Source organism: Deinococcus misasensis DSM 22328 (assembly GCF_000745915.1).
GTDB classification, from domain to species: Bacteria; Deinococcota; Deinococci; order Deinococcales; family Deinococcaceae; genus Deinococcus_C; species Deinococcus_C misasensis.
The window spans coordinates 254,024-279,692 of sequence record NZ_JQKG01000001.1 but is presented as its reverse complement, the minus strand read 5'-3'; the positions used below and the strand labels follow the sequence as shown (position 1 = coordinate 279,692).

The 25,669-nt window shown below is 54.8% G+C and carries 30 protein-coding genes; 20 read left to right on the top strand and 10 right to left on the bottom strand.

The window, feature by feature from the left end:
* The 5 genes from purS to Q371_RS01275 form a co-directional block, all read right to left on the bottom strand.
* Positions 1 to 252, bottom strand: coding sequence for a phosphoribosylformylglycinamidine synthase subunit PurS (purS, locus tag Q371_RS01295; RefSeq protein WP_034335013.1), 252 nt, complete (start codon positions 250 to 252; stop codon positions 1 to 3).
* Positions 249 to 959 carry a phosphoribosylaminoimidazolesuccinocarboxamide synthase gene (gene purC / locus Q371_RS01290; RefSeq protein WP_034335011.1) on the bottom strand — a complete coding sequence of 237 codons (711 nt, stop codon included), beginning with the start codon at positions 957 to 959 and terminating at the stop codon, positions 249 to 251. The genes purS and purC overlap by 4 nt, the downstream gene beginning before the upstream one ends.
* Positions 960 to 1,184: 225 nt before the next feature.
* Positions 1,185 to 1,847 carry a site-2 protease family protein gene (locus tag Q371_RS01285; protein ID WP_051963058.1) on the bottom strand — a complete coding sequence of 221 codons (663 nt, stop codon included), beginning with the start codon at positions 1,845 to 1,847 and terminating at the stop codon, positions 1,185 to 1,187.
* Positions 1,848 to 1,925: 78 nt separating this feature from the next.
* A complete protein-coding gene (locus tag Q371_RS01280; RefSeq protein ID WP_034335010.1) occupies positions 1,926 to 2,558 on the bottom strand; it encodes a zinc metalloprotease in 633 nt (210 codons plus the stop codon).
* A gap of 120 nt (positions 2,559 to 2,678) precedes the next feature.
* Positions 2,679 to 3,929 carry a S1C family serine protease gene (locus tag Q371_RS01275; RefSeq protein ID WP_034335358.1) on the bottom strand — a complete coding sequence of 417 codons (1,251 nt, stop codon included), beginning with the start codon at positions 3,927 to 3,929 and terminating at the stop codon, positions 2,679 to 2,681.
* Positions 3,930 to 4,284: 355 nt separating this feature from the next.
* Between Q371_RS01275 and Q371_RS01270 the strand changes: the two genes are divergently transcribed.
* Positions 4,285 to 5,451, top strand: a complete 1,167-nt coding sequence (locus Q371_RS01270; RefSeq protein ID WP_034335355.1) for an MFS transporter — start codon at positions 4,285 to 4,287, stop codon at positions 5,449 to 5,451.
* Between the two features lie 74 nt (positions 5,452 to 5,525).
* On the opposite strand, the gene Q371_RS26725 is transcribed toward Q371_RS01270, so the two are convergent.
* Complete coding sequence (locus Q371_RS26725; RefSeq protein WP_157442432.1) at positions 5,526 to 5,771, bottom strand: hypothetical protein; 246 nt, start codon at positions 5,769 to 5,771, stop codon at positions 5,526 to 5,528.
* Here Q371_RS26725 and Q371_RS26720 point away from each other — a divergent pair, their 5' ends adjacent.
* From Q371_RS26720 to Q371_RS01225, 9 genes are all read left to right on the top strand, one after another.
* Positions 5,772 to 6,080 carry a hypothetical protein gene (locus Q371_RS26720; protein ID WP_157442431.1) on the top strand — a complete coding sequence of 103 codons (309 nt, stop codon included), beginning with the start codon at positions 5,772 to 5,774 and terminating at the stop codon, positions 6,078 to 6,080. It begins immediately after the preceding gene.
* A 266-nt stretch (positions 6,081 to 6,346) separates the two neighbouring features.
* The gene (gene mreB / locus Q371_RS01260; protein WP_034335005.1) at positions 6,347 to 7,387 is read left to right on the top strand and encodes a rod shape-determining protein; all 1,041 of its coding nucleotides are present in this window, start codon (positions 6,347 to 6,349) and stop codon (positions 7,385 to 7,387) included.
* 88 nt (positions 7,388 to 7,475) lie between these two features.
* Positions 7,476 to 7,895, top strand: a complete 420-nt coding sequence (gene fabZ / locus Q371_RS01255) for a 3-hydroxyacyl-ACP dehydratase FabZ (protein WP_034335002.1) — start codon at positions 7,476 to 7,478, stop codon at positions 7,893 to 7,895.
* Between the two features lie 9 nt (positions 7,896 to 7,904).
* Positions 7,905 to 9,161 (top strand): MFS transporter, encoded by a 1,257-nt coding sequence (locus Q371_RS01250; protein WP_034335001.1) that lies wholly within the window; start codon positions 7,905 to 7,907, stop codon positions 9,159 to 9,161.
* Entirely contained in the window at positions 9,151 to 10,335 is a 1,185-nt protein-coding gene (locus Q371_RS01245; RefSeq protein WP_034334999.1) for an O-antigen ligase family protein, read from the top strand. Before Q371_RS01250 ends, Q371_RS01245 begins: the two co-directional genes overlap by 11 nt.
* A gap of 89 nt (positions 10,336 to 10,424) precedes the next feature.
* Complete coding sequence (locus tag Q371_RS01240) at positions 10,425 to 11,087, top strand: glycosyltransferase family 2 protein (protein WP_034334996.1); 663 nt, start codon at positions 10,425 to 10,427, stop codon at positions 11,085 to 11,087.
* 11 nt (positions 11,088 to 11,098) lie between these two features.
* Positions 11,099 to 12,253, top strand: coding sequence for an LptF/LptG family permease (locus Q371_RS01235; RefSeq protein ID WP_034334993.1), 1,155 nt, complete (start codon positions 11,099 to 11,101; stop codon positions 12,251 to 12,253).
* On the top strand, positions 12,250 to 13,500 hold the full coding sequence (locus Q371_RS01230; protein WP_051963056.1) for a polysaccharide deacetylase family protein: 1,251 nt from the start codon (positions 12,250 to 12,252) through the stop codon (positions 13,498 to 13,500). The genes Q371_RS01235 and Q371_RS01230 overlap by 4 nt, the downstream gene beginning before the upstream one ends.
* A gap of 14 nt (positions 13,501 to 13,514) precedes the next feature.
* The gene (locus Q371_RS01225; protein WP_034334991.1) at positions 13,515 to 14,249 is read left to right on the top strand and encodes a class I SAM-dependent methyltransferase; all 735 of its coding nucleotides are present in this window, start codon (positions 13,515 to 13,517) and stop codon (positions 14,247 to 14,249) included.
* Here Q371_RS01225 and Q371_RS01220 read toward each other — a convergent pair.
* The 4 genes from Q371_RS01220 to Q371_RS01205 are packed head-to-tail and all read right to left on the bottom strand — an operon-like array spanning position 14,203 to position 16,525.
* Positions 14,203 to 14,622 (bottom strand): hypothetical protein, encoded by a 420-nt coding sequence (locus Q371_RS01220; protein WP_051963055.1) that lies wholly within the window; start codon positions 14,620 to 14,622, stop codon positions 14,203 to 14,205. The genes Q371_RS01225 and Q371_RS01220 overlap by 47 nt on opposite strands.
* A complete protein-coding gene (locus tag Q371_RS01215; protein ID WP_034334989.1) occupies positions 14,606 to 15,052 on the bottom strand; it encodes a hypothetical protein in 447 nt (148 codons plus the stop codon). Before Q371_RS01215 ends, Q371_RS01220 begins: the two co-directional genes overlap by 17 nt.
* 1 nt (position 15,053) lies before the next feature.
* Positions 15,054 to 15,752: a 16S rRNA (uracil(1498)-N(3))-methyltransferase gene (locus Q371_RS01210; RefSeq protein WP_034334987.1), complete on the bottom strand. Its 699-nt coding sequence runs from the start codon at positions 15,750 to 15,752 to the stop codon at positions 15,054 to 15,056.
* A complete protein-coding gene (locus Q371_RS01205; RefSeq protein ID WP_034335346.1) occupies positions 15,749 to 16,525 on the bottom strand; it encodes a 50S ribosomal protein L11 methyltransferase in 777 nt (258 codons plus the stop codon). The genes Q371_RS01210 and Q371_RS01205 overlap by 4 nt, the downstream gene beginning before the upstream one ends.
* A gap of 476 nt (positions 16,526 to 17,001) precedes the next feature.
* On the opposite strand from Q371_RS01205, the gene urtA reads away from it, so the two are divergent.
* From urtA to Q371_RS01150, 10 genes are all read left to right on the top strand, one after another.
* Entirely contained in the window at positions 17,002 to 18,144 is a 1,143-nt protein-coding gene (urtA, locus tag Q371_RS01200) for an urea ABC transporter substrate-binding protein (RefSeq protein WP_245618177.1), read from the top strand.
* Positions 18,145 to 18,250: 106 nt separating this feature from the next.
* Positions 18,251 to 19,159, top strand: a complete 909-nt coding sequence (urtB, locus tag Q371_RS01195; protein WP_034334985.1) for an urea ABC transporter permease subunit UrtB — start codon at positions 18,251 to 18,253, stop codon at positions 19,157 to 19,159.
* Position 19,160: 1 nt separating this feature from the next.
* The gene (gene urtC, locus Q371_RS01190) at positions 19,161 to 20,207 is read left to right on the top strand and encodes an urea ABC transporter permease subunit UrtC (protein WP_157442430.1); all 1,047 of its coding nucleotides are present in this window, start codon (positions 19,161 to 19,163) and stop codon (positions 20,205 to 20,207) included.
* Positions 20,200 to 20,964 (top strand): urea ABC transporter ATP-binding protein UrtD, encoded by a 765-nt coding sequence (gene urtD / locus Q371_RS01185; protein ID WP_034334982.1) that lies wholly within the window; start codon positions 20,200 to 20,202, stop codon positions 20,962 to 20,964. The genes urtC and urtD overlap by 8 nt, the downstream gene beginning before the upstream one ends.
* A complete protein-coding gene (gene urtE / locus Q371_RS01180; protein ID WP_034334979.1) occupies positions 20,957 to 21,646 on the top strand; it encodes an urea ABC transporter ATP-binding subunit UrtE in 690 nt (229 codons plus the stop codon). The genes urtD and urtE overlap by 8 nt, the downstream gene beginning before the upstream one ends.
* Before the next feature lie 155 nt (positions 21,647 to 21,801).
* On the top strand, positions 21,802 to 22,104 hold the full coding sequence (locus Q371_RS01175) for an urease subunit gamma (protein ID WP_034334976.1): 303 nt from the start codon (positions 21,802 to 21,804) through the stop codon (positions 22,102 to 22,104).
* Between the two features lie 260 nt (positions 22,105 to 22,364).
* Entirely contained in the window at positions 22,365 to 22,715 is a 351-nt protein-coding gene (locus Q371_RS01165) for an urease subunit beta (protein ID WP_034334970.1), read from the top strand.
* Entirely contained in the window at positions 22,706 to 24,412 is a 1,707-nt protein-coding gene (locus tag Q371_RS01160; protein ID WP_034334967.1) for an urease subunit alpha, read from the top strand. The genes Q371_RS01165 and Q371_RS01160 overlap by 10 nt, the downstream gene beginning before the upstream one ends.
* Before the next feature lie 148 nt (positions 24,413 to 24,560).
* Positions 24,561 to 25,016 (top strand): urease accessory protein UreE, encoded by a 456-nt coding sequence (locus tag Q371_RS01155; RefSeq protein ID WP_051963053.1) that lies wholly within the window; start codon positions 24,561 to 24,563, stop codon positions 25,014 to 25,016.
* Entirely contained in the window at positions 25,009 to 25,647 is a 639-nt protein-coding gene (locus Q371_RS01150) for an urease accessory protein UreF (RefSeq protein WP_169743762.1), read from the top strand. The genes Q371_RS01155 and Q371_RS01150 overlap by 8 nt, the downstream gene beginning before the upstream one ends.
* Positions 25,648 to 25,669 lie beyond the last annotated feature (22 nt).

Here is a 25,669-nt window from a genome sequence, read left to right as displayed (position 1 = left end):
TTAGTGAACCTGCTCGAGATCCCAGTGCACGCTTTCCATCACAGGGTTGGAGAGGATGTTCTCTGCAATGTCTTTCAGCTCGGTTTCGATTTTGGCTTTGTCCCCTTCGAAGGTCAGCTCGATGTACTTGCCGACCCGGGCGCTTTGCACGCTGGCGTAACCCTGATTGTGCAGGGAACGCTCCACAGTGCGGCCTTGAGGGTCAAGGATGGATTTTTTGAGGGTCACATAAACTTTTGCGAGGTACTTCATTGGGCCTCCACACGGCGCAGCATTTCAAGGTAAGCTTCTTCGACATTGCCAAGGTCACGGCGGAAACGGTCTTTGTCCAGTTTCTCGCCGGTGTTGGCATCCCAGAAACGGCAGGTGTCCGGGGAGATCTCATCTGCCAGCACGATTTCACCACTGGAAAGCTTGCCGAATTCCAGTTTGAAATCCACCAGTTTGATTCCGCGCTTCAGGAAGAATTCCTTCAGGAAAAGGTTCACTTTCAGGGCGTAATCTTTGATGGTGCTCAGGTCGTCCAGAGAGGCCCAGCCCAGAGCAACAGCGGTGTCCGTGTTGATCAGGGGGTCGCCCAGCGCATCAGACTTGTAGCAGTATTCCACCACAGGCTGACTCAGGGGGGTGCCTTCATCGACGCCCAGTCTCTTGGAGAAGCTTCCTGCTGCCACGTTGCGCACCACGATCTCTACGGGCACGATGGTGACGGCCTTGACCAGTTGCTCCCGGTCAGAAAGTTTCTCTACGAAGTGCGTGGGCACCCCGTAGGCAGCGATTTGGGGGAACAAAATGGCGGTGATGGCGTTGTTGACCACACCTTTTTGACCAATGGTTCCACGTTTTTGTGCGTTGAAAGCGGTGGCATCGTCCTTGTACTCGACCACAAAGAGGTCTTTGTCTTCGGTGGCGTAGACGCGTTTGGCTTTCCCTTCGTACCTCATGTCCAGTTTCTGCATGGCTCTCCTCACGACAAAGCGAGGCACTCACGTGTGCCTCGCAATCACTGTATTTGTGTGATGTGCCGGAAATGTAATGCCTCAGGCTTGGGGTAGTCTTCACCCCTTTGGTGTAAACCAGTCGGGGAAGCTTGAGACTCACTGCCTCAGATTAACATGTCCGGTGTGCCTGTTGGCAAGAGGGGTATGAACAACCCCGAGGGGACAATCCTGTTGAACGCTTCCTCAGAACCCCACCAATCGGGCCAGCCCTCCATAGGTGGCAAAAATCAGTTTGCCCAGAGGATTCCCCAGCACGTAATAGTTCAGCAACAAAGCACCAAACAGCAAGAAAGTGTTGTTGGGAGAGTACATCGCCTGACGCCACTGGAATTGCATGTGTTTGGGGAGCAAATTCAGCAAAATGTGGCTGCCGTCCAGAGGGGGAATGGGAATGGCATTGAAAATGGCCAGACCCACATTGGTGATGGCCACAATTTGCAACACCTGCTGTGCCATCCCCACCACAGCAGCATCGTCAGACAGGTTGAACACCAACCTCAAGAGGCCCAGAGACAGGATCGCCAGCAGCAGGTTCATGATGATGCCTGCACTGGAGACCAGCAAATCGCCCCACTTGTGCCTGTAACGGCTCGGGTTGGTCATGACCGGTTTGGCCCAGCCAAAGCCCACCAGCAAAATCAACACGAAACCGATGGGGTCAATGTGTTTGGCCGGATTGAGGGTCAAACGGCCATCGAAACGGGGGGTGTCGTCTCCCATCAAGACCGCAGCATAAGCATGTCCCCATTCGTGAATGATAAAAGACAGGGCAATTGCAGCCACTGCAATGATGAAGGCGATGATCTGCCCTTCGGCCAGCAAAGTCAAAAGTCCACCACTGAACATGCTGTGTATTGTACAGGGGCCAAACATGAAGAATGACAGTGAAGGTGTGTCCTCTGTGCTCTGGCTTGCAAGTGAATTTCAGAACGGCAGCAAATTGACCCAACCCCGGAGCACCCCATAAATGGGTGCAGCCATCTGGTTGGTGGCTCCAAAATACACAAACAAAAAGAACACCATGTAGGTGAAAAGCACCCCGAGCCGGTACATCCGAATCAAAAGTGCTCTGAATTTCCCTTTGCTGACTGCAAAAAGGGCACGTCCCCCATCCAGCTCTGGGAGGGGAAGCAAAAAGATCACCGCATGCACCACCAAACCGAGGCTGGCCAGTGAAAGCCCATGACCTGCCACATCCAATGCAGGAAAAAACACCTGTTGCAACCGAATCAAAACCAGCAGAAAAAGCGCCACACCGATCAGGACCACCGGTCCAGTCAGCCAGATCCAGACTTCGTGTCTGGGTTTCTCCATGCCTTTGCCCAGCGGAACCTGCCTCGGGGTGCACAGGCCCAAGAGCAGGTACAGCACCAGAGAAAAACCATTCAGGTGCACAAAAGGATCAAACGTCAAAAAGGGTTTGGGGGTGTGGTTGCCCAGTTGCACGGCCATTTTGGCCTGCACGAAATTGTGGGTCACCAGTCCCAGACAGATGCCCAACACGAGCATCACGAACTGGAGGGCGTCGGTGACCAGAAGGCTGAGGGGTCCAAACATGCTCTTTCACTATAGGGTCTGGGCGTGAGGTTGGGTTCAGGTTTCGGATCCTCTTCAAGGAAAAAGCCACCCTCTGGTCCAAAGGGTGGCACTCTGTGTTACAAGGGGTTGCAAGGGTTTTTATTCGCTGGCGAATTCTGCGAGGCTCACATTGACATTGATGGTTTTGCCATCCCTGACCACATCCAGTTTGATTTGATCGCCGGTTTTCTTGCTGAACAGTTCGCTGGCAATGTCCACGGTGGATTGGACTTTCTTGCCGTTCACGGCCGTGATCACGTCGCCGCCCAGCACGATGCTCGGGATCTGGGCCATGCCTGTGCGGAAATTGCGGGTGCCCGCTTTGATGCCTGCTTTTTCGGCAGGGGAACCTTTGCTGACTTCCTGCACCAACACCCCTTCTTTGGGCAGTTTGTACTGTGTGCGCAGGTCTTCGCGCAGGGCAGACAGGGGGTAGGTGTTGAGGGGAAGCCCACCCACCCCGATGCGCGGTCCACTGACGGTTTTGCCTGCTTTCAGGCCGGGCAGGATGTTTTTGGCCACATTGATGGGAATGGCAAACCCAATTCCAGCGTTCTGGCCTCCAGAGGGAGAAAGGATCTGGGTGTTGATGCCAATCACCTCACCACTGGAATTCAGCAAAGGGCCCCCAGAGTTGCCGGGGTTGATGGCTGCATCGGTCTGGAGGGCTTTCTGTGCGATCCCCCGATTGCCTGTGGGAATCACGCGGCCCACATTGGAAATGATCCCTTCTGTGACGGTGAAATCCAGATCAAAAGGGGCTCCCATCGCAATGGCTTTCTGCCCCACTTGCAGACCGTCACTGTTGCCAAGTTTCATGGGCACAAAAAGGTTCTTGTCCACCTTGTCCACTTTCAACAATGCCAGATCGTAATCTGGAGCGGTGCCCACGATGGTGGCATCGTATTCTTTGTCGCTGCGGTGGAGGCGCACCCGGATCTTGTTGGACCCTTCAATCACATGGTTGTTGGTCAGGATGTAGCCCTGAGCGTCAATGAAAAACCCGCTTCCCACTCCGGTTTGAACAGGTTCTTCGCTCTGGTTTTGACGTGGAGCGTTTTGCTGGGGATTTCCAAAGAAATATTCAAAAGGATCCCCCGAGAAGGGGCTTCCTGACAGGGCGTTTTCTTCGGATTCTGCGTACACCGAAACGTAGACCACACCGTCTTGGTAGGTTTTGACGATGTCCATGGTGTTCTGTTCGTTTTGCAGTCGGGCTTGACCTTCATTGAGGGTCAGGGGGGTGGAGCTCTGGGCTTGCACCGTGCTGGTGGGCAGGTTGTCCCTGAGCAGGGTGGAGCCCAGCACCAGTCCGGTCACCAGAGAGAGAATGGCAATGTTTCGTTTCACACGGGCCTCCTTGTGTCCTTCTGCTCTCATGATGAAGGATGATTCTAATGTCTTCTTGAAGAACAAATGAAAATTCTAAGCTGAATTGTGGCAGGTCACTTTCTCTGAAGACACGCAAAACACCTGCTCCCAGAAATTCACCCCTTTGTTTTTTGGGCGCACAGTGCTGCACGTGCTGCGTTTTGCTCACGAATTGGGACAAAATGGAGGGTTCCGGCGTGAGAAAATCCCTGCACATCTGAGGGGAAACAGTGTAACAGCGCTTGCCATTTCGCCTGAAAAAACCAATATCAATTTCCAGCACCTAGGAAATTTTGCTTACGGTGCTGTTTTGCTGCAGGGTTATGATGCCCCTATGCGCACCGCCCCCCCTCTGCTTGCCCCGAGTGCCGTCATGATCGCTGTGGCTGCCACAGTGGGTCATTTCTTCACCGATGCTTTCACCACCATCCTTGGACCTCTGGGGCCAGACCTGCAGAAGATGTTCAGCCTGTCCCTCACCCAGGTGGCTTTTCTGTCCAGTGTGATGTCCCTGACCAGCAGTGTCCTGCAACCTGTTCTGGGGGTCCTGACCGAACGTTTTGACCGCCGTTTGATGCTGGCCCTCGGACCAACCATGGCTGGCGTGGGTCTGTGCCTGATGCCCTACATGCCCAGTTTTGCCCTGTTGGTGGTGCTGGTGGCGGTTGCAGGCGTTGGCAGCGGAATTTTGCACCCCTCGGGTTCGGCATACGTGTCTGATTACAGTCCTTCCCACCAGAGGGGTCTGTGGGCCAGCCTGTTCAGTGCTGGAGGAACCGCTGGAATGGCCCTTGGTCCTGTGCTGGTGGTGGTTCTGGGGGTGCAGGGCTTGCCTTACCTGATCCCGGTCATTTTGCTGATCGGGGTGGGCATCTACTTCAGTGTGCCTTCCATCCACACCCAGAAGAAAAAAGCCACCCTGCAAGAGTACCTGAACGTGTTCAAAGGACCCATCCAGAAACTCTGGGGCATGGCGGTGTTGCGCTCACTGACTTCCATTGGTTACAACGGCCTGTTGCCATTTTTGCTGGCCAGCAGAGGATTTGGCAAGAACGAAGTGGCCCTTTCTCTGGGCATTTACGCCATTGCCAGTGCCATTGGAGGCATTGTGGGAGGCAGGCTTTCAGACAAGTATGGCAGGGTCAAAGTGTTGCGCAGCAGTTTGCTGGGACTGATCCCCCTGTACATCCTGTTGTTCTACAGCTCTCCAGCCAACCTCTGGTATTACCCGCTGACCTTTCTGGTGGGTGGCCTCACCAATGCCACCATTCCAGTGGGGGTGGTGGCTGCTCAGGAGTATGCCCCCAACCATGTGGCCCTTGCCAGCAGCATCATGATGGGTTTTTCGTGGGGCGTCTCGGGTTTGCTGTTCACCCTGATCGGAGGCATTGCAGATCATTTCGGCATCATGCCTGCGTTGTGGGTCAGCGTGTTCATGCTGATTCCCTCCATGTTTCTGGTCTATAACCTGCCAGAGCCCCAAAAACCCCTCCAGAAATGATCCAACAGCAGAGGTGCTGCATCACCCGGTTTGATGGGGGAATGCAGCACCTTCTTTTTGAATTTGGATTTGCTTCAAAGCTGCTGGATCAGCTCTTCCTCAATGCCCTTTTTTTGCCAAGTGGTGCTCACAAAAGCCTCTGGAGGATGGGATACCGCGAATCCGATGACCTGTCCACCTGCAGAGGCCACGCTGCCCTGCACATCTGGAATTCTTTGCAACTCATCGGCGCGTGGGCTGAGCTGTCTCAAAAGCCTGAGAACACTGTCGCTCGGGCAGTTTTTCAGTTTGCTGACCCTCACTCGGGCGGGAAGTGGCACATGGACCTCCTGTTCATTTTCTCTGAATACCATACAATGGGTCGCGTGGTTTTCTTTGCTTACCTTTTCACGGTCCTGTTTTCAGTGCTGGCCATCGCCACCCTTCCCCTCAGCCTGGCTGCATTTGCAAGCCTGAATCCGGGTGCGCCGGGCATGGTGCTCCTGCTGGAGGTTGCAGAGGGACAGGTGGCCCGTCTTGCAGGACTGGCAGATCTGGGGGCATTCACCAGAGGCATCCTTTATGTGGGCCTCGGGGTGCTGTGCACGGCTCTGGCTGCATGGATCAAGCCCAGAAAGGCAGAAGGCTGAGGGAAGAGCCAAAGGTTTGCCAAAGCCATAAGGCAAACCGGCATGGCTCAGGCTTGAGCCGTTTGAAAAGCCTTCTGCTTTCTGCCTTCTGGCACAACAAGATAGATCGGGTTTTCTTAAACCCTCATCTTTTTGCGTATGATGGTAGACAGTGCGTTTCACAGCCTCAGGCTGAAAAAGCGTGGACAGGGTGCTTAAAAACAAGCACGGACAGGCAACTTTTCATGGGCCACCAGAGCCCCTGAAAGGTTACAAGGGGGAATGAGTTGAGGTTTTCAGAAGACATCGGAATTGACCTGGGTACAGCCACATTCCTGATCTACACCAAATCCAGAGGACTGGTGTTGCAGGAACCCAGCGTGATTGCCATGGCCCGCGACACCAAAGAAGTGATGGCCGTTGGAGAAGAGGCGTACCGCATGCTGGGACGCACTCCGGGCAACATTGTGGCCGTCCGTCCGATCAAAGACGGTGTGATTGCAGACGATGCACTCACCGAAAAAATGATTTCCATGTTCTTGCGCAAAGTGAACGGTGGGCGCAAGTTTCTCAATATTTTCAGCCCCCAACTGATGGTTGGGATTCCTTCCGGAGTGACCGAAGTTGAAAAACGAGCTGTGTTGCGTGCTGCCCACAACTCGGGTGCCAGAAGGGCCTACCTCATCGAAGAACCTCTGGCTGCTGCCATTGGTGCAGGTCTGCAAATTGCAGAGCCCATCGGAAACATGGTCGTGGACATCGGGGGTGGATCTTCTGACGTGGCTGTGATTTCTCTGGGGGGCATCGTGGTCTCAGAATCCTTGCGGGTGGCCGGAAACGAGTTTGATGAATCCATCATGCGTTATGTGCGCCGCAAAGAGAACCTGATGATTGGTGACCGCACCGCAGAAGCCATCAAAGTCAAAATTGGTGCGGCCATGGTCGTCAACAAGTCCGATGTGCTGACCGCTGAAGTGCGGGGCCGTGACCTGATCAACGGTCTGCCCAAGACCATCAAACTCAACACCGAAGACATCGTGGAAGCCTTGCAGGAACCCATCGTCAAAATCGTTGAAGGGGTCAAGCGGGTCCTTGAAAACACCCCGCCAGAGCTGGTTTCTGACATCATCGACCGTGGAATCGTGATCACAGGTGGAGGGGGTCTCCTGCGCAACTTCGATGAGTTGCTCCGTCAGGCCACCGGCATTCCTGTGGCAGTTGCAGAAAACGCCACCCAGTGTGTGGCCATCGGCACCGGGCAAGCCCTTGAGATGATTCCGGTGCTCAGGCATGCTCTGGTGTCCAGCGACACCTACCTGAAGCGCTGAACCCAAATCCGAATCGGGGTGCACTGCACCCCCCTTTTTGTGCCTTGACGGGCATGTCTCCTTCATTTCTCTTGTAGCGAGGTTTCCTATGAAAACCATTCAGGACATCATGCAGGCCCTTCCTCACCGTTATCCTTTTCTGCTGGTGGACCGTGTGCTGGAACACGGCAACGGCAAAGTGCACGCCCTGAAAAACGTCACCATCAACGAGCCCTTTTTCAATGGTCACTTTCCTGGTTATCCAGTGATGCCGGGTGTGCTCCTGATTGAAGCCATGGCACAGGCCGGGGTTTTCCTGCTGGAAGAGGGCCGTGAACCCGGCCAGATTGCTTTCCTTGCAGGTGTAGATGAATGTCGCTTCAAGCGTCAAGTTGTGCCCGGAGACCAGTTGCACATCCATGCAGAACTGGAGTTCTTCCGTCGCGGCATCGGCAAAATGAAAGCCGAAATCCGCGTGGACAACGAATTGGCCGCCAGTGCAGTCATCACTTTTGCGCTGGCCAGGTAAGATGTGCTGATGCCATGGCAGCGCCCCTCGCGCATTTTGCCCCTGATTCTGGCTCTGGGATTCAGTGAACTGGTGCGCTCAGGGTTTTTCATTGCTTACTATCCCTACGCTGCTGCCCAACAAGGACTGACGGCTGCACAGATCGGATTGGTGATCTCTGCCCATTATCTGATGGATGCTGCAGCGAAAGTGTTTGTGCTGAAATACTACGGTAAGTTTGGCATCGGTCCGATGTTGGGCCTTGCTGCCCTGGTGGGTGCCCTCAACGTGTGGTTTTTGCCAGAGATGGGGTTTTTTGAAGGGATGCTCCTGACTGCCCTCTGGGGATTGCTGGTGGCTCCCATGTGGCCACTGGTCATGACAACCAGCAGTTTGGAGGCCAAAGTGGGCTCCGAAAATCTGGCAGCGAACTATGGCAACCTGATGATTGGAATGGGCACGGCTCTGGGCATGTTGGGTGGAGGTTTTCTGGTTCAGACCCGTGTGGAGTGGTTGTTTCCAGCTTTGATGGTCACCCAGGCATTGTTTTTGATCAGTGCCCTTCTGAATTGGAATTTTCGCACAGAAGGCCTGCAAAAAGTCATTCAGGAGCGTTCCTACCTGCGCCGGGTCACTTCCAGCACCATGCAATTCTGGAAACGGACAGAGCAACAGGATGCTTTTCCTTATGCGGCCTTGAGGCAGCTCATTCCAGCAGCTTTCTTGCAAATGCTGATTCCTGCCCTGTTTTCAGGGGTCTGGCAAAAATTTGTGGACATGACTGGAGTGAAAAGCTGGTCTCCAGCCTTGCTGCTGGTGGTGATTGTGGTGGCAGTCCTGATGTTTGCTGCAGGCATGTATGGAACAGCTTCAGCCACCCGTAAAAAGTCCCGTCTGGTGCCTGCTTTGCTGCTGGGATTGGGCCTGATGTGTGCTTCTTTTGTGGCTTTGCCATTGCTCATCCATCAGGCATACCTGTGGTTTGTGCTTGCTGTGGCTGCCCTGTCGGCAGGCTATGGCACTTACCTTTCCAGCTGGAATGGTGTGGTGATTCTCTTGCTTGCCCCAGAGCACCGTGCTGTAGGTTGGTCTGTGCTCATGACCTTTGAAGCCCTGGGTTTTGCCGTGGGACCCTTTCTCGGAGGGGTGGCATGGACGCTCATGCCCGGATCAGGAACCTTCTTTCTGGCAGGTCTTTTTCTGGCCCTGACCATGGTGTACTATCGCCTCGTGCTGCATGGACAAGCCCTTGCCTCCACAGAATCCAGAGGACCCCATGCTGGATAGTCCTCAAGACCGCCGCCTTCGCACCCTCATTGCTCTGGTGCCCATCGTCATTCCGCTGTATGCTGCAGCCCTGCATGGTCTGAAGTACCTTTCAGGCCTGGACCGCTCTGCCCGGTGGTTGATGGGCATTTTTGTGGGCACCCAGCTTGTGGCGGCCTTTTTTGCACCCCATCCCTGGTTGTCTGCTGTGCTGGCTGCCTTCAGGGCCGTTTGGATCACAGCTTTTTTTGTTTCTGGCTACACCCTGAAAGGCAGCCGTTACCTCAAACCCTTGTTGTTTGGCGAACTGCTTACGGTGCTGGTGGCTTTCGTCACCACCTGGATCCGTCACCCACATGATTTTCTGAACACCCGTCTGGAACACCCTGTTTATTACTCGGTGTCTCTGGGCATCGTGGCCATGATTGGCATTTTGATCGTGCTGAGCATGCGCAAAATGCTGTACATCAGGCTGGGCTTGCTGTTGGTTTTGGGCACCGGTTTGATTGCCACAGGCAGTCGAGGGGCCATCGCAGCCACTGTGGTGGGCATGGTGGTGATGGGGCTGCGCAACCTGAAAGGCCGTGCCCTTCGCTGTACAGAAATCACCGGAATTGTGGTGGGTTTGCTGGTATTCTTGTTGCCTTTGACCCGATTTGCCAGCATCTTTGAACGTGTGGATTTCACCACAGGCCGGATGGACATCTGGAGGGATGCCTGGAGCACGTTTCTCAACCATTTCTGGGGTGGGGTGGGACCCTACCAGCTCGGGCCGTACATTCAGGCCAGTCTCACTGAAAACTGGTCCAAAGAGTGCAAACTGCTCCCACCTGTCGAGCCTTTTGGGCCTTGCCCTTCATGGATGGAGCCCCTCTGGAGCGCAGGCTTCATTGCCCACAATCTGGTTCTGCATTGGCTGGGTGAAGCCGGTTTCATCGGAACTGTGGGGATCCTCATTTTCACTGCATATACTGCGTATGCCAGCTGGAAAAGCAAGGACAGCCTGTTGGCAGGTTTGTGTGCAGCTTACCTGACCATGAGCCTGGTGGATTTGCCCACCGGGGTTCCCGGACCTCATTTTGGAGAGGTGTACTATTTTGCGATGGGCATTGCTGTGCGCAAAATGCAACTGCGTTTTCTGCGAGAACGTGCATCTCAAGGGGCACAGGATCTCTCTGATGAGCGTGAACTTTGATACAGTAGATGCATTTGTCTCTGCGGTACAGAGATGGGCGCTATGTATACTAGCTAGATGGAAGGAATGAGGACCCCGTCACACCACCAATGAAAATCAGTGTCATCGTACCCGCTTACAACGAAGAAAAATTGCTGGGAAATCTGCTGACGGCTCTGGGTCAACAAACACATGAGCCTGATGAAATCATCATCGTGGACAACAACAGCACCGACCATACTGCAGCCATCGCCAGAAGTTTTGGGGTCCGGGTGGTGCGATGTGTGAGGGCTGGGGTTGGCAGTGCCAGACAGGCTGGATTGGAGGCTGCCACCGGGGATGTGATCCTCACCACCGATGCAGATTGTCTTCCCCAGAGCACGTGGGTGCAGCACATGTACACAGGACTTCAGGAGTCCATTGCTGTGTATGGTCCCTTGCGGTTTTATGGGGTTCCTGAAGCCGATGCGTGGTTCAGCGAATACGGATATAAATTCTTCTTGCGTGCAGCCCGCCTTGCAGGCAGACCCAATCTGGCAGGCAGCAACATGGGATTTCACCGCAAACCTGCTCTGGAAGTCGGTGGATATCCCCTCAGTTACACCCGTGAAGATGTGATTCTCGGGTACAAACTCATGCGACGTGGACAGGTCAAATATGTCTCCGAAGCCCTCATGCACACTTCGGGTCGCCGTTTGCAAGATGGCTGGTCACGTCTGCTGTTCAAAAACTTCAGCGACCTCTTCAACAAAAACCCCAAAGCTTACAGGTAGGTACAACAAACATGCGTCTCAGGAAATACATCTATGCAGAGATTCTGCCCCCCCTTTTGCTGGGGATCGTGCTTTACACCGCAGTGATCCTGTTCGGTTACTTTTTCGTGGGCTCCCAGTACCTGGATGGGGTTGGGCTGGTCAAAATCCTCAAGTGGCTGGGAATCCAGATTCCAGACAGCTTTGTGAAAGTCGCTCCCATGGCGGTGGTGCTCATGACGGTGCTGGCCTTTGGACGCATGAACACCGAACGTGAAATCATCGCCATGCAAAGCGGAGGCATTTCCTTCAGCTGGATCTCCAAGCCTGTGGTGCTGGTGGCGACCCTTGTGTCTCTCACCAGTCTGGTGGTCAGTGAATATGTCACCCCCAGAGCCAATCTGGAAGCACGCACCATGTGGTATGAGGATTTGCCCTCCACCCCTCAAGGGCTCAGCCGTCTGAAAGGAACCACCCTGACCCTTGGAAATGGATTGGAGGTGTATTTCCAGAATTACGACCCCAACACCGACACCATGAAAGACATCCGTCTGGTGTCATGGGCAGACAAACAAGCCCGGGTTTACTTTGCAGAAACCGGTCAATTTGATGGTTTCAATCTGGCTTTGACGGGCTTTGAAGGTTATGCCGTGGATTTTCCTGCCATCAAACAGATCCAGAGTGCAGGTCTCGACGACCTTTCTGAAACCGTGCAGAATGTGTTCAGCAGCAACATTCCCGATCAGAAAGATGCCGTACTGACCATCAAAACCGGCATTTCCCGCAACGAAGCCATCGCGCGTTTTGCAGATGGCTTTGCTGCCGAAACCACCTCCATCAGTGAATTGTGGAACACCGCCTATGGTGCCCATGTGCCTGGTGAAAAAGGCAGGGTCATCACTGCAGCAGACCAGTACAGTGCCCGCATGGAATTGCATGGCAAACTGGCCATTCCGTTTGCCAATCTGGTGCTGGCCCTGATCAGCATGCCTCTGGCCATCCGCTATGGTCGGGGTACGGGGGTGTCCCTAGGGGTTTCTGTGTTGATCGTGGTAGTGTACTACTTAACATTACTGCTCGGGCGGGCGTTTGCAAGTGCTGGCATTTTACCTCCCGAGGTTGGCCTGTGGTTTGCGAATGTCTTTTTCACCCTCATTGGGTGGCGTCTGATCAGGAGAGTCTCGTGAAAAACAAAAAACCTCTTCTCGCTTCATTGTTGTTTCTGGCGGTGTATTACGGGGTTCCCATGCTCATCAAGCGCACGTTCAACCACAATGTGCTGCGTGAAGGAGACAGTGCTGCGCCAGAGGTCGCCCTGACCTTTGACGATGGTCCCGATCCAGAAACCACACCCAGAGTGCTGGACATTTTGCGCGAACGCGGGGTCAAAGCCACGTTTTTCATGCTGGGTCAGCAAATGGAAAAGCACCCGGAATTGGCCCGCAGGGTGCTTGAAGAGGGACACGAGATCGCCATTCACGGATACCGCCACATCAACCACATGTTGCTGCTGCCCTGGCAGGTCAAGCAGGATTTGACCCGGGCCGTCAAGGCTTATGAGAAAGTGCTCGGGCAAAAACCAGAGTATTTCAGACCTCCGCATGGGGTGTTCACATGGGGCACCATCTGGGCCGAAAAACACCTTGGGCTGAAACCTGTACACTGGACCATTGCAGCAGGCGAATGGGTGGATTCGGTCAGCAGTGAAGAGGTTCGTGAACGCATTCTCACCGAACTGGACCTCGGGGCTGTGGTGCTGTTGCACGATGCCCGTTTTGGAGCGAACAAGGTCATCGAGATGCTCCCTCAACTGCTGCAGGACTTCAAAACCTACGGCTACCAGTGCAAACCTTTCAGCCAATTGCAGGGGCTCCGGACCGGAACCATCAAAAGCACCTGGGAGCGTTTGCTGGCCTGGTATGACCGCCAGTATGACCGCTCCAACAACATTGATCCCCTGACCCGTCCGGCACACGGTCTGTACCGCATTGGTCTGGCCCCTTTTCCTGGAGAAAGCGTGATGCTGTCCAATGGGGAAATTGTGGAGAACCATTCGATGCAGGGAGAGTTGCACCTCCACAACCGCCGCATGGTGAAAGTGGCACGCCACAACAAATTTTCTGCCTTGAAAATGGTGCGCCGTTCCATGCAGGATCTGGCCCGCGAAATCGAAAACAACCCCAAATACCGGGACATTCAGGTGTTTTTCGGTCTCAGCCTGATGGACAAAATTGGAGAAGAACTCGGTTTTCAGTACGCTGAAATGCCCCAGAGCAAAGGGAACCCATTTTTGTACTTTGGTTTCAACCTGATCCGCTTTGTGTACACAGGCCAGTGGAAAAACAACACTGCTCGTCTGATCTACATTGACCGGGACACCCTGCTGGAACGTTACGGCAAAAAGCAAAAAAAACGTGAGCAGCAAACCGTCTGAGCGTGGATTGAGGCATGGATTACACCGGAATCGCTGACCTTTACCAGCAGCAGTACGCGGGTTATTACGACGACATCCACTTTTATGGACGCCTTGCAGATCGCATTGCAGGCAGGGTGCTGGAACTCGGGGCGGGCAGTGGCCGGGTGACCATTCCCCTGGCACGCCGTGGCCATCAGGTCACGGCTCTGGAACTCAGTTCTGGAATGCTTGAATACGCCAGAGCCTACAGCCAGCAAGAAGGCGTGGATGTGAACTGGGTGCAGGGCGACATGCGGGACTTTGACTTCCCTGCAACCTACGACCTGATTGTGGCCCCTTTCAATGCCCTGATGCACCTGTACACCTCTCAGGACCAACGCAGGGCTCTGGAAGCCATCTCCAAACACCTGTCTCCTGAAGGCACGTTTGTGTTTGACGTGTACGTTCCCCGTTTTGGGCTGGAAGGGGTCCTCAGGCATGAAGGGGAAACTTTCATCACGCCAGAGTTCAGGCGCGATGTGTTTGTGATGCAGCGCATTGACCGACTCAAACAGCTGGCCACCACCCAGTATTTTGTGGACACCACCTTTGCAGATGGGCAATTGAAAAGAGAGCACCACACCCTGACCCAACGGTATTTCACCCGTTATGAGCTGGAGTGGATGCTCTCTTCTGTGGGTTTGCAGGCCCAGTTTTGGGGCTCTTTCTCAGGAGACCCACTCAGCGCAGAGAGCCATGTGATGGTGGTTCAAGCCACAAGGACCTGAGCCAGTCCAGAGCGGCCTGTGCAGGCAGAACTCTGGCCCCTCTTTCAGGGGGAAACCAGTCCAGCACAGGCTGAATGTTTTTCAGGTCTCCGGTCAGCACCTTGTGGTCCTGATCTTCAAGATGCAGCAGACCCGAGATCTGGATCGGTCCGGTCCAGCCCACAGGCAAAGGGCCATCCAGCCAGATCACATCCACCTCGGCGGTGTCTGCTGGATTGAAGACTGCTGGAATGCAGCCGTAATTGCAAGGTGCAGGACGGGAATCCTCACGGTAAAACACCACCTGACCGTTTTCAAAACGGTAACGGGTGGTGCTGCCTTTTTCCCACTCCACCAGAGCGGTCCACTTCATCTGCTCAGGGAGTGGGGTCATTGTTGTCCTCGGGTGGAACAGCAGGTTTGGGTGCCTCGGGGTTTTCTTCTGAGGGTGGGGTTTCGGGCTTGGGGGCCGGAGGTGGAGTGTACTCGTATTGCCGGATGATTTTCTGCTGGTACAGCAAAATGGCCCGGTATGAAAGCTTGGGATCAACGGTTTTTTTGAAGGTCACCTCTGGCACCTGTGCATCGATGTAGACGCTTTCACGGCCCAGTTCTTTGTCCTGCTGGTACCAGATCACCCCCAGATACCCTTCGCCAGAGGGAATGCTGACTTTCAGGAACAGGGTGGTGTCTTGCAGCACCAGTCCATCGGTTTTGGGCAGAACCGGAAAAGTGGCCTGCACAGGGTCTGGAACGATGGGAAACGAGATAAACGTGCACCCAGAGAGCAGCAAGGGCAACATCAAGACGGCCAGTTTTCGCATGTCACACCCCCGAAGATGCAATGGCCCCGAGCAAGGCCACAGGTGCGGTTTCTGCCCTCAGGATGCGTTTCCCGAGCGTAATGGGCAGAAAGTTTTTCTGTTTCAGCAGTTCGATTTCTGGACCACTGAAGCCGCCCTCTGGGCCGGTGGCAAACCAGACTTCGTGCTCCCACTTCAGGTGGCCCAGCAAGGTGTCTGTGGTGCCGGGATGGGCCACAAAGCCTTGCTGAACGCTGGGCAATTGCTTGATGGAAATGGGGGAGAGCACCTCTGGCACCACGGCCCGTCTGGACTGTTTGCTGGCCTCTTCGGCAATGCGTCTGAGGCGCACCAGCTTGTTGTCCCCGAGGTCTGGCACATCCGCGTACTGGGTTTTGATCAACTGGAAACGGCTGATGCCCAGTTCGGTGCAGGCCCGGACCACATCGGCGAGTTTGTCTCCCTTGAGCAGGGCCAGAGCGAGCGTGGTGGATGTGGGCAACTCCAGATCGTTCTGAAATTTTTCCATCACGGTCAGGGTGGCGGTGAAATTGTCAAGGTGCTCCACTCTGGCTTTCGCTTCCCAGCCTGAGCCATCAAACAGGTGGACTTCATCGCCGGGCTTCAGGCGCAACACCCGCATGTGCTGGACCTCGGGGCCGTCCAATTCAATGGTGTCTGACAGGACCTCGACTTTGAAACGCTTTTCGTGGACTTTCATAGGGGGCTTTTGGCCAGAATCAGCGCCCACTCGCCTTCGGTTTCGGTGCTGACCAGAGAGAATCCTTCCCGTTCAAGGGCTTCAGTGACCAGATGCATCCGGTCGATCAGGATGCCGGTCATGATCAGGTCACCGCCGGGAATCAGGGCCTCTGCGTATTCTCCCATCAGGGCATCGTGAAGTTCTGCAAACAGGTTGCACACCAGCACATCCCACGGTCCCTGCTCCAGGATGTCTGAAAGCACCCCTTGATGGAAAGGCACGTTCAGGCCGTTGATCTCAGCGTTTTCTCTGGCGATGGGTACGGTGATGGGGTCGAGGTCCACGCCCATGGCATGACCGCCCAGTTTGCCTGCCACCAGAGCAAGCAGTCCGGTGCCTGCGCCCACATCCAGCACCCTTTTTCCGGGCAGATCCAGACGCTGAAGGGCGTCCATGGCGAACTGGGTGGTGGTGTGGTGTCCGGTGCCGAACGCCATGCCCGGATCGATGATCAGGGTGATGCCGTGCTCTGGGGCTTCATTTTGCAGCCAGGTGGGAACCACCGTGATTTTGCCCACAGTGACTGGCTTCAGGTCGGCTTTCCATTTTTCGAGCCAGTCGGTGTCATCGGCGACCACCCATTCTCCGACCAGAGGGACCTCCACACGCTGGTCAAAGTAGGCGTGTACGGTGCCACTCACTTCTTGCATTCCGGTGCATCCAGCGTCCCAGAGGGCAGGAAGTTGTGCATCGAGTTCATCCAAAGTGCCTTGAATCTGGTAAATCAGCATGAGGAACATTCTATAAGAGGTTGGGATAAGAAAGCTGTCTTTGCAGAGCAATCCAAAACGGGCCTTTGATTTGAGCTGCTTTTGAGCCCTCTTCAGCCTTTTTCAGGCCACAACCACCCGGAAGAGGATATGCATTTTTTGTCAATTCGCTGATGGGGTAATCATCCAAGATACATTTAAGCATAGTTTTTAGAGAATGGCAAATTTATGACCTGTAAAATCAATGTTTATCCTGTATAGATTTAGATATATGTTGTGTGATACGATAAATTAACGGATGGTATACAAAACAATCAACCAAAAATTTATCTTTCAGAAAAAATTTGTTGACAAAAATAAAGGGTTCTCCCTATACTGCATGCGTAGACGGAAGTCTGCATAATAACGCACTAGGGGGTTGGTACATGCATTTTTTCGCAAACAAACGTCCGGGTTTTCTGCATAAAGTTGCTGGTTCTGCTGTTTTGAGTGTCAGCATGGGGTTGCTCGCAGGAGCCCAGGCCCAGGAAGTGAAAGTCGGTGTGCTGCACTCCCTCACCGGAACCATGGCGATCAGCGAGATCACCGTCAAAAACTCCACCATGCTGGCCATTGAAGAGATCAACAAAAAAGGTGGCGTGATGGGCAAGAAAGTGGCTGCAGTCATTGAAGACGGTGCCAGTGAACCTGCCACCTTTGCCCAGAAAGCCCAGAAATTGATCGAGCAGGACAAAGTTTCCACCGTCTTTGGTGGCTGGACCAGCGCATCCAGAAAAGCCATGCTGCCTGTCTTCGAGCGCCTCGACAACCTGCTCTGGTACCCTGTGCAATTCGAAGGCAACGAGTGCAGCCCCAACATCATGTACTCGGGCGCACAACCCAACCAGCAAATCCTGCCTGCCTTCGAATGGGCCGTTGAAAAAGGCTACAAGAAGTACTTCCTGGTCGGATCGGATTACGTGTTCCCCAGAACCGCCAACCTGATCGTGAAAAAGCACATTGAAAACGAAAAACTCACCGTGACCGGTGAAGAGTATGTGCCTCTGGGTGGAACCGACTTCTCCAGCGTGATCAACAAGATCAAAGCGGGCGGACCTGCCATCATCTTCAACACCATCAACGGTGACTCCAACGTGGCCTTCTTCAAACAGATGGCCGCAGCTGGACTGACCGCCAAAGACTACCCCGTGATGAGCTTCTCCATCGCTGAGCAGGAAGCCAAAGCCATTGGGCCCAAACTCCTCGAAGGTTCTTATGCTGCATGGAACTACTTCATGAGCCTGCCGAACGCCAGCAACAAAGCTTTCATCAAGGCCTATCAGGCCAAATACGGCAAAGGTGAACTGATCACCGACCCCATGATTCACGGCTACGTGGACGTGTACATCTGGAAAGCCGCCGTCGAGAAAGCCAAATCCTTCGAGCCTGACAAAGTCCGCAAGGCTGCTGTCACCCTCAAAGAAATCAACACCCCCATGGGCAAAGTCAAGTTCGATGCCAACCAGAGCCTGTACCAAACCGCGTACGTCGGTCAACTGACTGCAGAAGGCCAATTCAAGATCCTCTGGGACAGCAAGAAGAACATCAAGCCCGAGCCTTACGACGCTCTGGCCTTCCCTGGCAAGACCTGCAAGCCCTGAACCGAGCGTTTAACGATTAGACCGTTTTTCCCCGTCCAGGTGCAAATTTGCACCGGACGGGTTTAGCGCTAGAGGCCCCTGGCGACTGAACACTGAAGGAGGACGTATGGGAGACACCGCTTTGTTTTTAGGCCAACTGTTCAACGGCGTGAGTGTGGGTTCAATCCTGCTGATCGCCGCTCTGGGACTGGCCCTGAGTTTTGGTTTGATGCGGGTCATCAACATGGCCCACGGGGAATTCATCATGATTGGTGGCTATCTGGCGTTTCTGGCCCACCAGATTTTGCCCTCGGGCGCGTCCATCTGGCTGGCTTTGCCTCTGGCTTTTGTGGGCACCTTCATTCTGGGTGCTTTGCTGGAAACCACCCTGATCCGCAGGCTGTATGGAAGGCCGCTGGACACCTTGCTGGCGACCTGGGGCCTCAGCCTGATTTTGCAGCAAGCCGCCCGCCAGATTTTTGGACCCACCGGCGTGGAAGTGACCGCCCCAGAGTGGCTGAGCGGAGCCATCAATTTTTCAGGTGCCCTCTCTGGACTCACCATTCCCCACGTGCGCATTTTTGTGATTGTGCTGGCCCTTGTGGTGCTGGGCGGCCTGATTTTGCTGATCAACAAAACCAAACTGGGCATGCTGGTGCGTGCCGTCAACCAGAACCGTGAAGTGGCCTCCACCCTCGGGGTGAACACCCGCCTGATCGACATGACGGTGTTCGCCATTGGGGCGGGACTGGCCGGTCTGGGCGGAGCAGCCCTCGCCCTGATTTCTCCTGTGACCCCCACCGTCGGACAGAGCTACATCGTAGACGCCTTCCTGGTGGTCATTCTGGGTGGTCTGGGCAGTCTGGCGGGAACCACCATCGCTTCTTTTGTGGTGGGCCTGTTCTCGGCCAGTTTGCAAACTTTCACCAGTGTGTCATTTGCCAAAGTGCTGCTGCTGGTCGCAGTGGTGGCTTTCTTGCAGTGGAAACCCAAAGGCATCGTGGTCATGAAATCCCGTGCCCTCGAGGAGGCGTAACATGAAAAAACTCGCACTTCCATTCATGGCCGTGCTGTTTGCAGTGCTGGCCTTCGCCCCGTCCTTGCTGGATGGGTACAACCTGTCCCTGCTGGGACGATTTCTGGCCCTCGCACTGGTGACCCTCGGGTTGGTGTGGTGCTGGGGCAAAGGTGGAGTTTTGTCTCTGGGACAGGGGGTGTTCTTCGGACTGGGCGGATATGCCCTCGCCATGCACCTCAAACTGGTGGGCCTCCCTGCCGGTGAAATCCCCGACTTCATGATGTGGAACGGCATGACCACGCTGCCTGCATGGTGGGAACCCTTCAAAAACCCCTTCTTTGCAGTTGCCATGGTTTTTGTGGTTCCGGGGATTGCCAGTTTCATCATGGCGAACCTGCTGTTCCGTCGCCGGATCACCGGGGTTTACGTGTCCCTGATCACCCAGGCGGTCGCTCTGGCTTTTGCCACCCTGCTGACCAGTCAGCAAGGTGTGACCGGAGGGTTCAACGGCCTGACCAACTTCAGCACCCTGTTTGGCTTCAACTACGGTACCCCCGAGATGCAGAAAGTGCTGTACTGGATCACTCTGGGCTTCGTGGTCCTGACTTTCGTGGTGGGCGTGGTGCTGGAGCGCACTTATTTTGGCAAAACATTGCTCGCCATCCGGGACGGTGAAAACCGTTCCCGTTACCTCGGGTACGATCCTGTGCCTTACAAAGTGTTCGCCTTCACTCTGGCTGGAATCCTTGCTGGTGTGGCAGGTGCCCTGTTCACCTTGCATGTCGGTGTGATCAGTCCCGCCATGGTGGGTGTGGTGCCCAGCATCGAAATGGTGGTGTGGGCCGCCATCGGAGGCCGTGAAAGCCTGATGGGGGCCATCATTGGGACGGTGTTCATCAACTTTGCCAAAGACCGCATTTCCACCGCCTTGCCAGATGCGTGGCTGTACATCATGGGGGTGCTGTTCATGCTGGTGGTGCTGTTCCCCCCACAAAGCTGGAAACTGCCCAAAATCTTTCGTGCCGCTGCAAAAAAGCCAGCCTTGAAGGAGGTTCACGGTGACTGAAGTCAAGCCGCTTCTGGAAATCAAAGGGGTGACCGTCTCGTTTGATGGTTTTGTGGCCCTCAGCAACGTGGACTTTTTGGTGAAGCCCGGCGAAGTGCGCATCCTGATGGGACCCAACGGAGCAGGCAAAAGCACCCTGATGGACACGGTCATTGGCAAAGTGCGAGCAGATTCGGGTCAGATTTTCTTTCAGGGAAAAGACATCTCCCGAACCCCCGAGTACCTGATCAATGCCCTTGGCATTTGCCGCAAATTCCAGACCCCCGGCGTGCTGGAAAACCTGACCGTCAAGGAAAACCTTGAACTGGCTGCACGCAAAAACAAGGGATTCTGGGGCAGCCTGAAAAGCAAACTGGTCCCAGAGGAACAAAAACGTGTTGAGGACATCCTCAGGAAAATCCGTCTGCAAGACCGTGCAGACATGCAGGCCCGCCACCTCGCCCACGGTGAGAAACAGTGGCTGGAAATCGGCATGGTGCTCAGTGCCAATCCGCCCCTGATCATGCTGGATGAACCTACCGCCGGAATGACCGTGCAGGAAACCGCCCTCACCGCCGAACTGATCAAAGAGCTGGCCAGAGACCACACCATCATCGTGATTGACCACGACATGACCTTCATCGAACTGCTCAAAGCCGATGTGAGCGTGCTGCACATGGGCAAAATGCTCTGTGAAGGGGATCTGGAAACCATCCGCAACAACGCAGAAGTGCAGTCGGTCTATCTGGGCCGCCACAAGGAGGAAGCCCATGCTTGAAGTGAAAGGACTGAATGCCAGTTACGGCGAATCCCGCGTGCTCTGGAACGTGGACCTCTCGGTGGGACCCGGCGAAGGGGTGGCCTTGCTCGGGCGCAATGGGGTGGGCAAAACCACCATGCTGCGCGTGCTGGCTGGACTGCACGGGGTTCAGGAAGGTGCCCTCAAATTTGACGGCTCAGACATGACCCGGCTTCCTGCACACACCAGAGCCCGCAATGGTCTGGCCTATGTGCCCCAAGGACGCGGAATTCTGCCTCACCTGACGGTGGAAGAGAACCTCCTGATGGGCCTCAATGCCACCAAAGAAAAACAGATTCCAGAATTCATTTATGATCTGTTTCCAGTTTTAAAAGAGATGCTGGCCCGCAAAGGGGGCAACCTCTCTGGAGGACAGCAACAGCAACTTGCCATTGGACGTGCCCTGACCATGCGCCCCAAAATGCTCTTGCTGGACGAGCCCACTGAAGGCATCCAGCCCAATGTGGTGCAGCAAATTGGTGAGGCCCTCAAAGTGGTGCGCAACGAACTGAAAGTCTCGGTGTTGCTGGTCGAGCAGTATCTGGATTTCGCATGGAACTTTGCCGAGCGTTATTACGTGCTGCAACGCGGGGTGATCACCCACTCGGGCGATACCCGCACCGATGATGTGGACACGGTCAGCCGATTCATTACTGTATAAATTGCAAATTGTGCTTTAAAAATCGAACATCCTGAAAATCTTATGGGAATTTCAGGATGTTTTTCAATTGATTTATGCAACTTGTACCAAAAATATGGAACACATTGTAAGATTTAAGCCAGAGCTGGCCCATTCACCCACCCAAGGAGCAAATTGTGCGACTGACCGAACGCGAATCCGAAAAACTCCTGATTTTTCTGGCCGCAGAACTGGCCCGCAAACGTCAGGCCAGAGGGCTGAAACTCAATTTCCCCGAAGCCAGTGCCATCATCACCGCTGAAATCCTCGAATGGATCCGCGACGGCAAAACCGTGGCCGAAATCATGACCCTCGGGACCACTGTTTTGACACGGGCAGATGTGATGGAAGGCATTCCCGAAATGCTCCACGAAATTCAGGTGGAGGGCACTTTTCCAGATGGCACCAAGCTGGTGACGGTGCATGATCCGATCAGGTGAGGGGAGCTTTGCTCTGCCGAGAGCCAAGTGCCTAGGGCCGAGAGCGAAAAGAAAAGCCAAGGCAGAAGGCAGAAGGCAGAAGGCAGAAGGCAGAAGGGTATATGCCGAGGGCTTGAAAAGCTTTGGCTCAAGCTTTCAGGGCGAGGCGCGCCTCGCCCCTACAGATCCCCTTGACCATTTTATTGACGTACAGCACGATGCTCTCGGCTCTCGGCTCTCGGCTCTCGGCTCTCGGCCCTAAGCATCACCGGAGGTACCCCATGATCCCAGGCGAATATTTCCTGCAAGACGATGACATCGAACTCAATGCTGGCAAAGAAGTGACGGTCCTCAGGGTGTCCCACACCGGAGACCGTCCGGTGCAGGTGGGCAGTCACACGCATTTTTTTGAAGTGAACCGTGCCCTGAAATTTGACCGTGAAGCTGCGTATGGCAAACGCCTGAATTTGCCTGCTGGAACGGCTGTGCGTTTTGAGCCCGGTATCAGCACTGAGGTGGCTCTGGTGCCTTATGGCGGTAAACGGGTGGTTCACAGCATGAATGGTCTGGTGGCTGGACCTCTGGAAGAAAACCAAGCCGCCGCCCTGAAAAAATTGGAGGAATGGCAGTGAAACTGAAGCGCTCAGATTACGCCAAGCTGTACGGTCCCACCACCGGAGACCGCATTCGCCTTGCCGATACCGACCTCCTCCTCAAAATTGAAAAAGATTACACCACCTACGGTGAAGAAGTGGTGTTTGGCGGAGGAAAAGTCATCCGGGATGGCCTTGGACAGGGACAGAACACCAGAGCCTCGGGCAGCCCTGATCTGGTGATCACCAACGCGATTGTGCTGGACTGGTGGGGCATCGTCAAAGCCGATGTGGGGGTCAGGGATGGCCGGATTGTGGCGATTGGCAAAGCCGGAAACCCTGACATTCAGGACGGTGTGACTCCGGGTCTGGAAATCGGACCGGGCACCGAAATCATCGCAGGTGAACGGAAAATCCTGACGGCTGGAGGGATCGATTCCCACATCCACTTCATTGCACCTCAACAAGCGTGGGAGGCCCTGTACTCTGGCGTGACCACCATGATTGGTGGTGGCACCGGACCTGCCGAGGGCACCAAAGCCACCACCTGCACGCCCGGCGCTTGGAACCTGCACCGCATGTTTGAAGCTCTGGAGGCCTTCCCGCTGAATTTTGGCTTGCTCGGGAAAGGCAACGCCAGTTTGCCCGAGGCCCTTGAAGAACAGATTCTGGTCGGGGCGATGGGTCTGAAACTCCACGAGGACTGGGGAACCACCCCCTCTGCCATAGACACCTGCCTGAGTGTTGCAGACAAATACGACGTGCAGGTGGCCATCCACACCGATACCCTGAATGAAAGCGGTTATGTGGAAGACACCCTGAATGCTTTCAAAGACCGGGTGATCCACACCTACCACTCCGAAGGGGCCGGAGGAGGTCACGCCCCGGACATCCTGCGCGTGGTGGGCTTTGACAACGTGCTTCCGAGCAGCACCAACCCCACCATGCCGTACACCATCAACACCCTTGAGGAGCACCTCGACATGCTGATGGTCTGTCACCACCTGTCCCCACAGGTGCCAGAGGATGTGGCTTTTGCAGAATCCCGCATCCGCCCGGAAACCATGGGAGCAGAGGATGTGCTGCACGACCTCGGGGCGATCAGCATGATGTCCAGCGATTCTCAGGCGATGGGACGGGTCGGAGAGGTGGTTTTGCGCACCTGGCAAACCGCCCACAAAATGAAACTGGAACGCGGTCCTCTGGAAGGAGACACCGACGCAGACAACCACCGTCTGAAACGTTATGTCGCCAAATACACCATCAATCCGGCCCTTTCGCACGGCATTGCAGACCATGTGGGCAGCATCGAGGTGGGCAAACTGGCCGATCTGGTGCTGTGGAATCCAGCCTTTTTTGGCATCAAACCTGAGCTGGTCATCAAAGGAGGCTTCATTGCAGCTTCCCTGATGGGCGATCCCAACGCCAGCATCCCCACCCCAGAGCCTGTCCGTTACCGCCCCATGTTTGGATCATTTGGAAATGCAGTGTCCAAGACCAGCGTGCATTTTGTGTCTCAGGTGTCTCTGGATCAGGGCAACCTTCCCGAGCTTTCCCGCACCTGCCTGCCTGTCAAAGGGTGCCGCACCGTCAAAAAATCGGACCTCAAACACAACAACCTGCTTCCCAACATCCACGTCAACCCCGAGACCTACGAGGTCACCATCGACGGTGAGCCGATCTCCTCTGGGCCAGCCAAAACCCTCCCAATGACCCAGCGGTATTTCTTGTTTTAGAGGGTGATTTTGGAAAGGCTGGAGGGGAGGTGTTGGCTTGGAGAAGTTGACAGTCAACAGTTCACAGCAAGCATCACAAATCAGTGAGGGAAACATCCCCCTTCGTGAAGGGGGAAAGCTTCAAACGAAGTGAGAAGCAGGGGGATCCATGTTCAGCATCAAACCCACACCCCAGATCAAAGCCCTGCCAGAGCAGCAACACGCAGCAGGTCGGCAGGTCATTGAAATTCCCATGACCTGCTGGGAACGGCAAAAAGTGCGTCGCAGGCTGAAAGCTTCAGATGGCACTGAACTGTTGTTGGCTCTGCCCACTGGAACTGTTTTGCAGCCGGGTACGGTGCTGGACATCCGCGAAAATCGGGTGTATCAGGTGGTGGCTGCTCTGGAAGAGGTGCTGGTCTACCATCCATCCAGCATTCAGGAGGCCATGCGGTTTGCCCATTTCATCGGAAACCAGCACCGTGACATCGACTTTTCTGAAAACGGGGTTCTGGTTCTTGCAGAATTGGGGTTGCAGGTCAGATTGGAAAAGCTGGGCTTTCAGGTGACCCTTGAACACCGTCCTTACCACGCCAGACCCATCAGTGAGTATGCCCATGTCTGAGAACCTCAAACACCGTTTGATTTTGCAGCAAATCTTCGATTCGCAGTTTCCACTGGGCGGATTTGCCCACTCTGGAGGTCTGGAATCCTACACCTCAAACCCTCCCACCCCAGAGCAACTGCGCAACCTTCTGAAAAACCACATTCAGCGTGGAGGTCTGCGTCTGGAAATGTCTGCGATGGTCTTGATCCATCAGGGACACCCTCCAGAGGAGGTGGCTCTGGAACTTACCGCATGGAAGGCCACCCCCACCAGTTTGCATGCCAGTACTGCCTTGGGAAAACGTCTGGTGAAACTGGCCCAGCGTCTCTGGGGCATCGAATTGCCAAAATTGCCAGAGGCCCACTTTGCAGTGCTCTGTGCGGTGCTGGGGCAAAAGTTGAAGCTTCCTCTGGCAGACCTGTGTCTGGCATATGGTCAGGCCCAGATCACCAGCATGCTCTCGGCATGCACACGCTGCATGCCTTTCAGCCCCGAGCAGGCACAAGAAATCCTGATCTCTTTGCAAGATGTCCTGCTGGAAGAAGTGTCCAGAAACATCGAACATCCGCAGCTCTGCAACGCCATGCCATCTCTGGAATTGCGCTCCCATCAGCAGGCATATCTGTACACACGGCTGTTTCAGTCGTGAAGTTTCCCACAAGGGCGAGGCA

Bases quoted from the DNA above. Each gene is read 5' to 3' on its own strand.
- urtC (WP_157442430.1), top strand. From the start codon at position 19,161: ATGAAAAAACTCGCACTTCCATTCATGGCCGTGCTGTTTGCAGTGCTG.
- Q371_RS01245 (WP_034334999.1), top strand. From the start codon at position 9,151: ATGCTGGATAGTCCTCAAGACCGCCGCCTTCGCACCCTCATTGCTCTG.
- Q371_RS01285 (WP_051963058.1), bottom strand. From the start codon at position 1,847: ATGTTCAGTGGTGGACTTTTGACTTTGCTGGCCGAAGGGCAGATCATC.
- Q371_RS01270 (WP_034335355.1), top strand. From the start codon at position 4,285: ATGCGCACCGCCCCCCCTCTGCTTGCCCCGAGTGCCGTCATGATCGCT.
- Q371_RS01235 (WP_034334993.1), top strand. From the start codon at position 11,099: ATGCGTCTCAGGAAATACATCTATGCAGAGATTCTGCCCCCCCTTTTG.
- Q371_RS01225 (WP_034334991.1), top strand. From the start codon at position 13,515: ATGGATTACACCGGAATCGCTGACCTTTACCAGCAGCAGTACGCGGGT.
- Q371_RS01240 (WP_034334996.1), top strand. From the start codon at position 10,425: ATGAAAATCAGTGTCATCGTACCCGCTTACAACGAAGAAAAATTGCTG.
- Q371_RS01165 (WP_034334970.1), top strand. From the start codon at position 22,365: ATGATCCCAGGCGAATATTTCCTGCAAGACGATGACATCGAACTCAAT.
- urtE (WP_034334979.1), top strand. From the start codon at position 20,957: ATGCTTGAAGTGAAAGGACTGAATGCCAGTTACGGCGAATCCCGCGTG.
- Q371_RS01220 (WP_051963055.1), bottom strand. From the start codon at position 14,622: ATGACCCCACTCCCTGAGCAGATGAAGTGGACCGCTCTGGTGGAGTGG.
- fabZ (WP_034335002.1), top strand. From the start codon at position 7,476: ATGAAAACCATTCAGGACATCATGCAGGCCCTTCCTCACCGTTATCCT.
- Q371_RS01210 (WP_034334987.1), bottom strand. From the start codon at position 15,752: ATGAAAGTCCACGAAAAGCGTTTCAAAGTCGAGGTCCTGTCAGACACC.
- purS (WP_034335013.1), bottom strand. From the start codon at position 252: ATGAAGTACCTCGCAAAAGTTTATGTGACCCTCAAAAAATCCATCCTT.
- urtB (WP_034334985.1), top strand. From the start codon at position 18,251: ATGGGAGACACCGCTTTGTTTTTAGGCCAACTGTTCAACGGCGTGAGT.
- Q371_RS01250 (WP_034335001.1), top strand. From the start codon at position 7,905: ATGCCATGGCAGCGCCCCTCGCGCATTTTGCCCCTGATTCTGGCTCTG.
- Q371_RS01160 (WP_034334967.1), top strand. From the start codon at position 22,706: ATGGCAGTGAAACTGAAGCGCTCAGATTACGCCAAGCTGTACGGTCCC.
- Q371_RS01280 (WP_034335010.1), bottom strand. From the start codon at position 2,558: ATGTTTGGACCCCTCAGCCTTCTGGTCACCGACGCCCTCCAGTTCGTG.
- Q371_RS01150 (WP_169743762.1), top strand. From the start codon at position 25,009: ATGTCTGAGAACCTCAAACACCGTTTGATTTTGCAGCAAATCTTCGAT.
- purC (WP_034335011.1), bottom strand. From the start codon at position 959: ATGCAGAAACTGGACATGAGGTACGAAGGGAAAGCCAAACGCGTCTAC.
- urtA (WP_245618177.1), top strand. From the start codon at position 17,002: ATGGGGTTGCTCGCAGGAGCCCAGGCCCAGGAAGTGAAAGTCGGTGTG.
- Q371_RS01155 (WP_051963053.1), top strand. From the start codon at position 24,561: ATGTTCAGCATCAAACCCACACCCCAGATCAAAGCCCTGCCAGAGCAG.
- Q371_RS01215 (WP_034334989.1), bottom strand. From the start codon at position 15,052: ATGCGAAAACTGGCCGTCTTGATGTTGCCCTTGCTGCTCTCTGGGTGC.
- Q371_RS01205 (WP_034335346.1), bottom strand. From the start codon at position 16,525: ATGCTGATTTACCAGATTCAAGGCACTTTGGATGAACTCGATGCACAA.
- Q371_RS26720 (WP_157442431.1), top strand. From the start codon at position 5,772: ATGGACCTCCTGTTCATTTTCTCTGAATACCATACAATGGGTCGCGTG.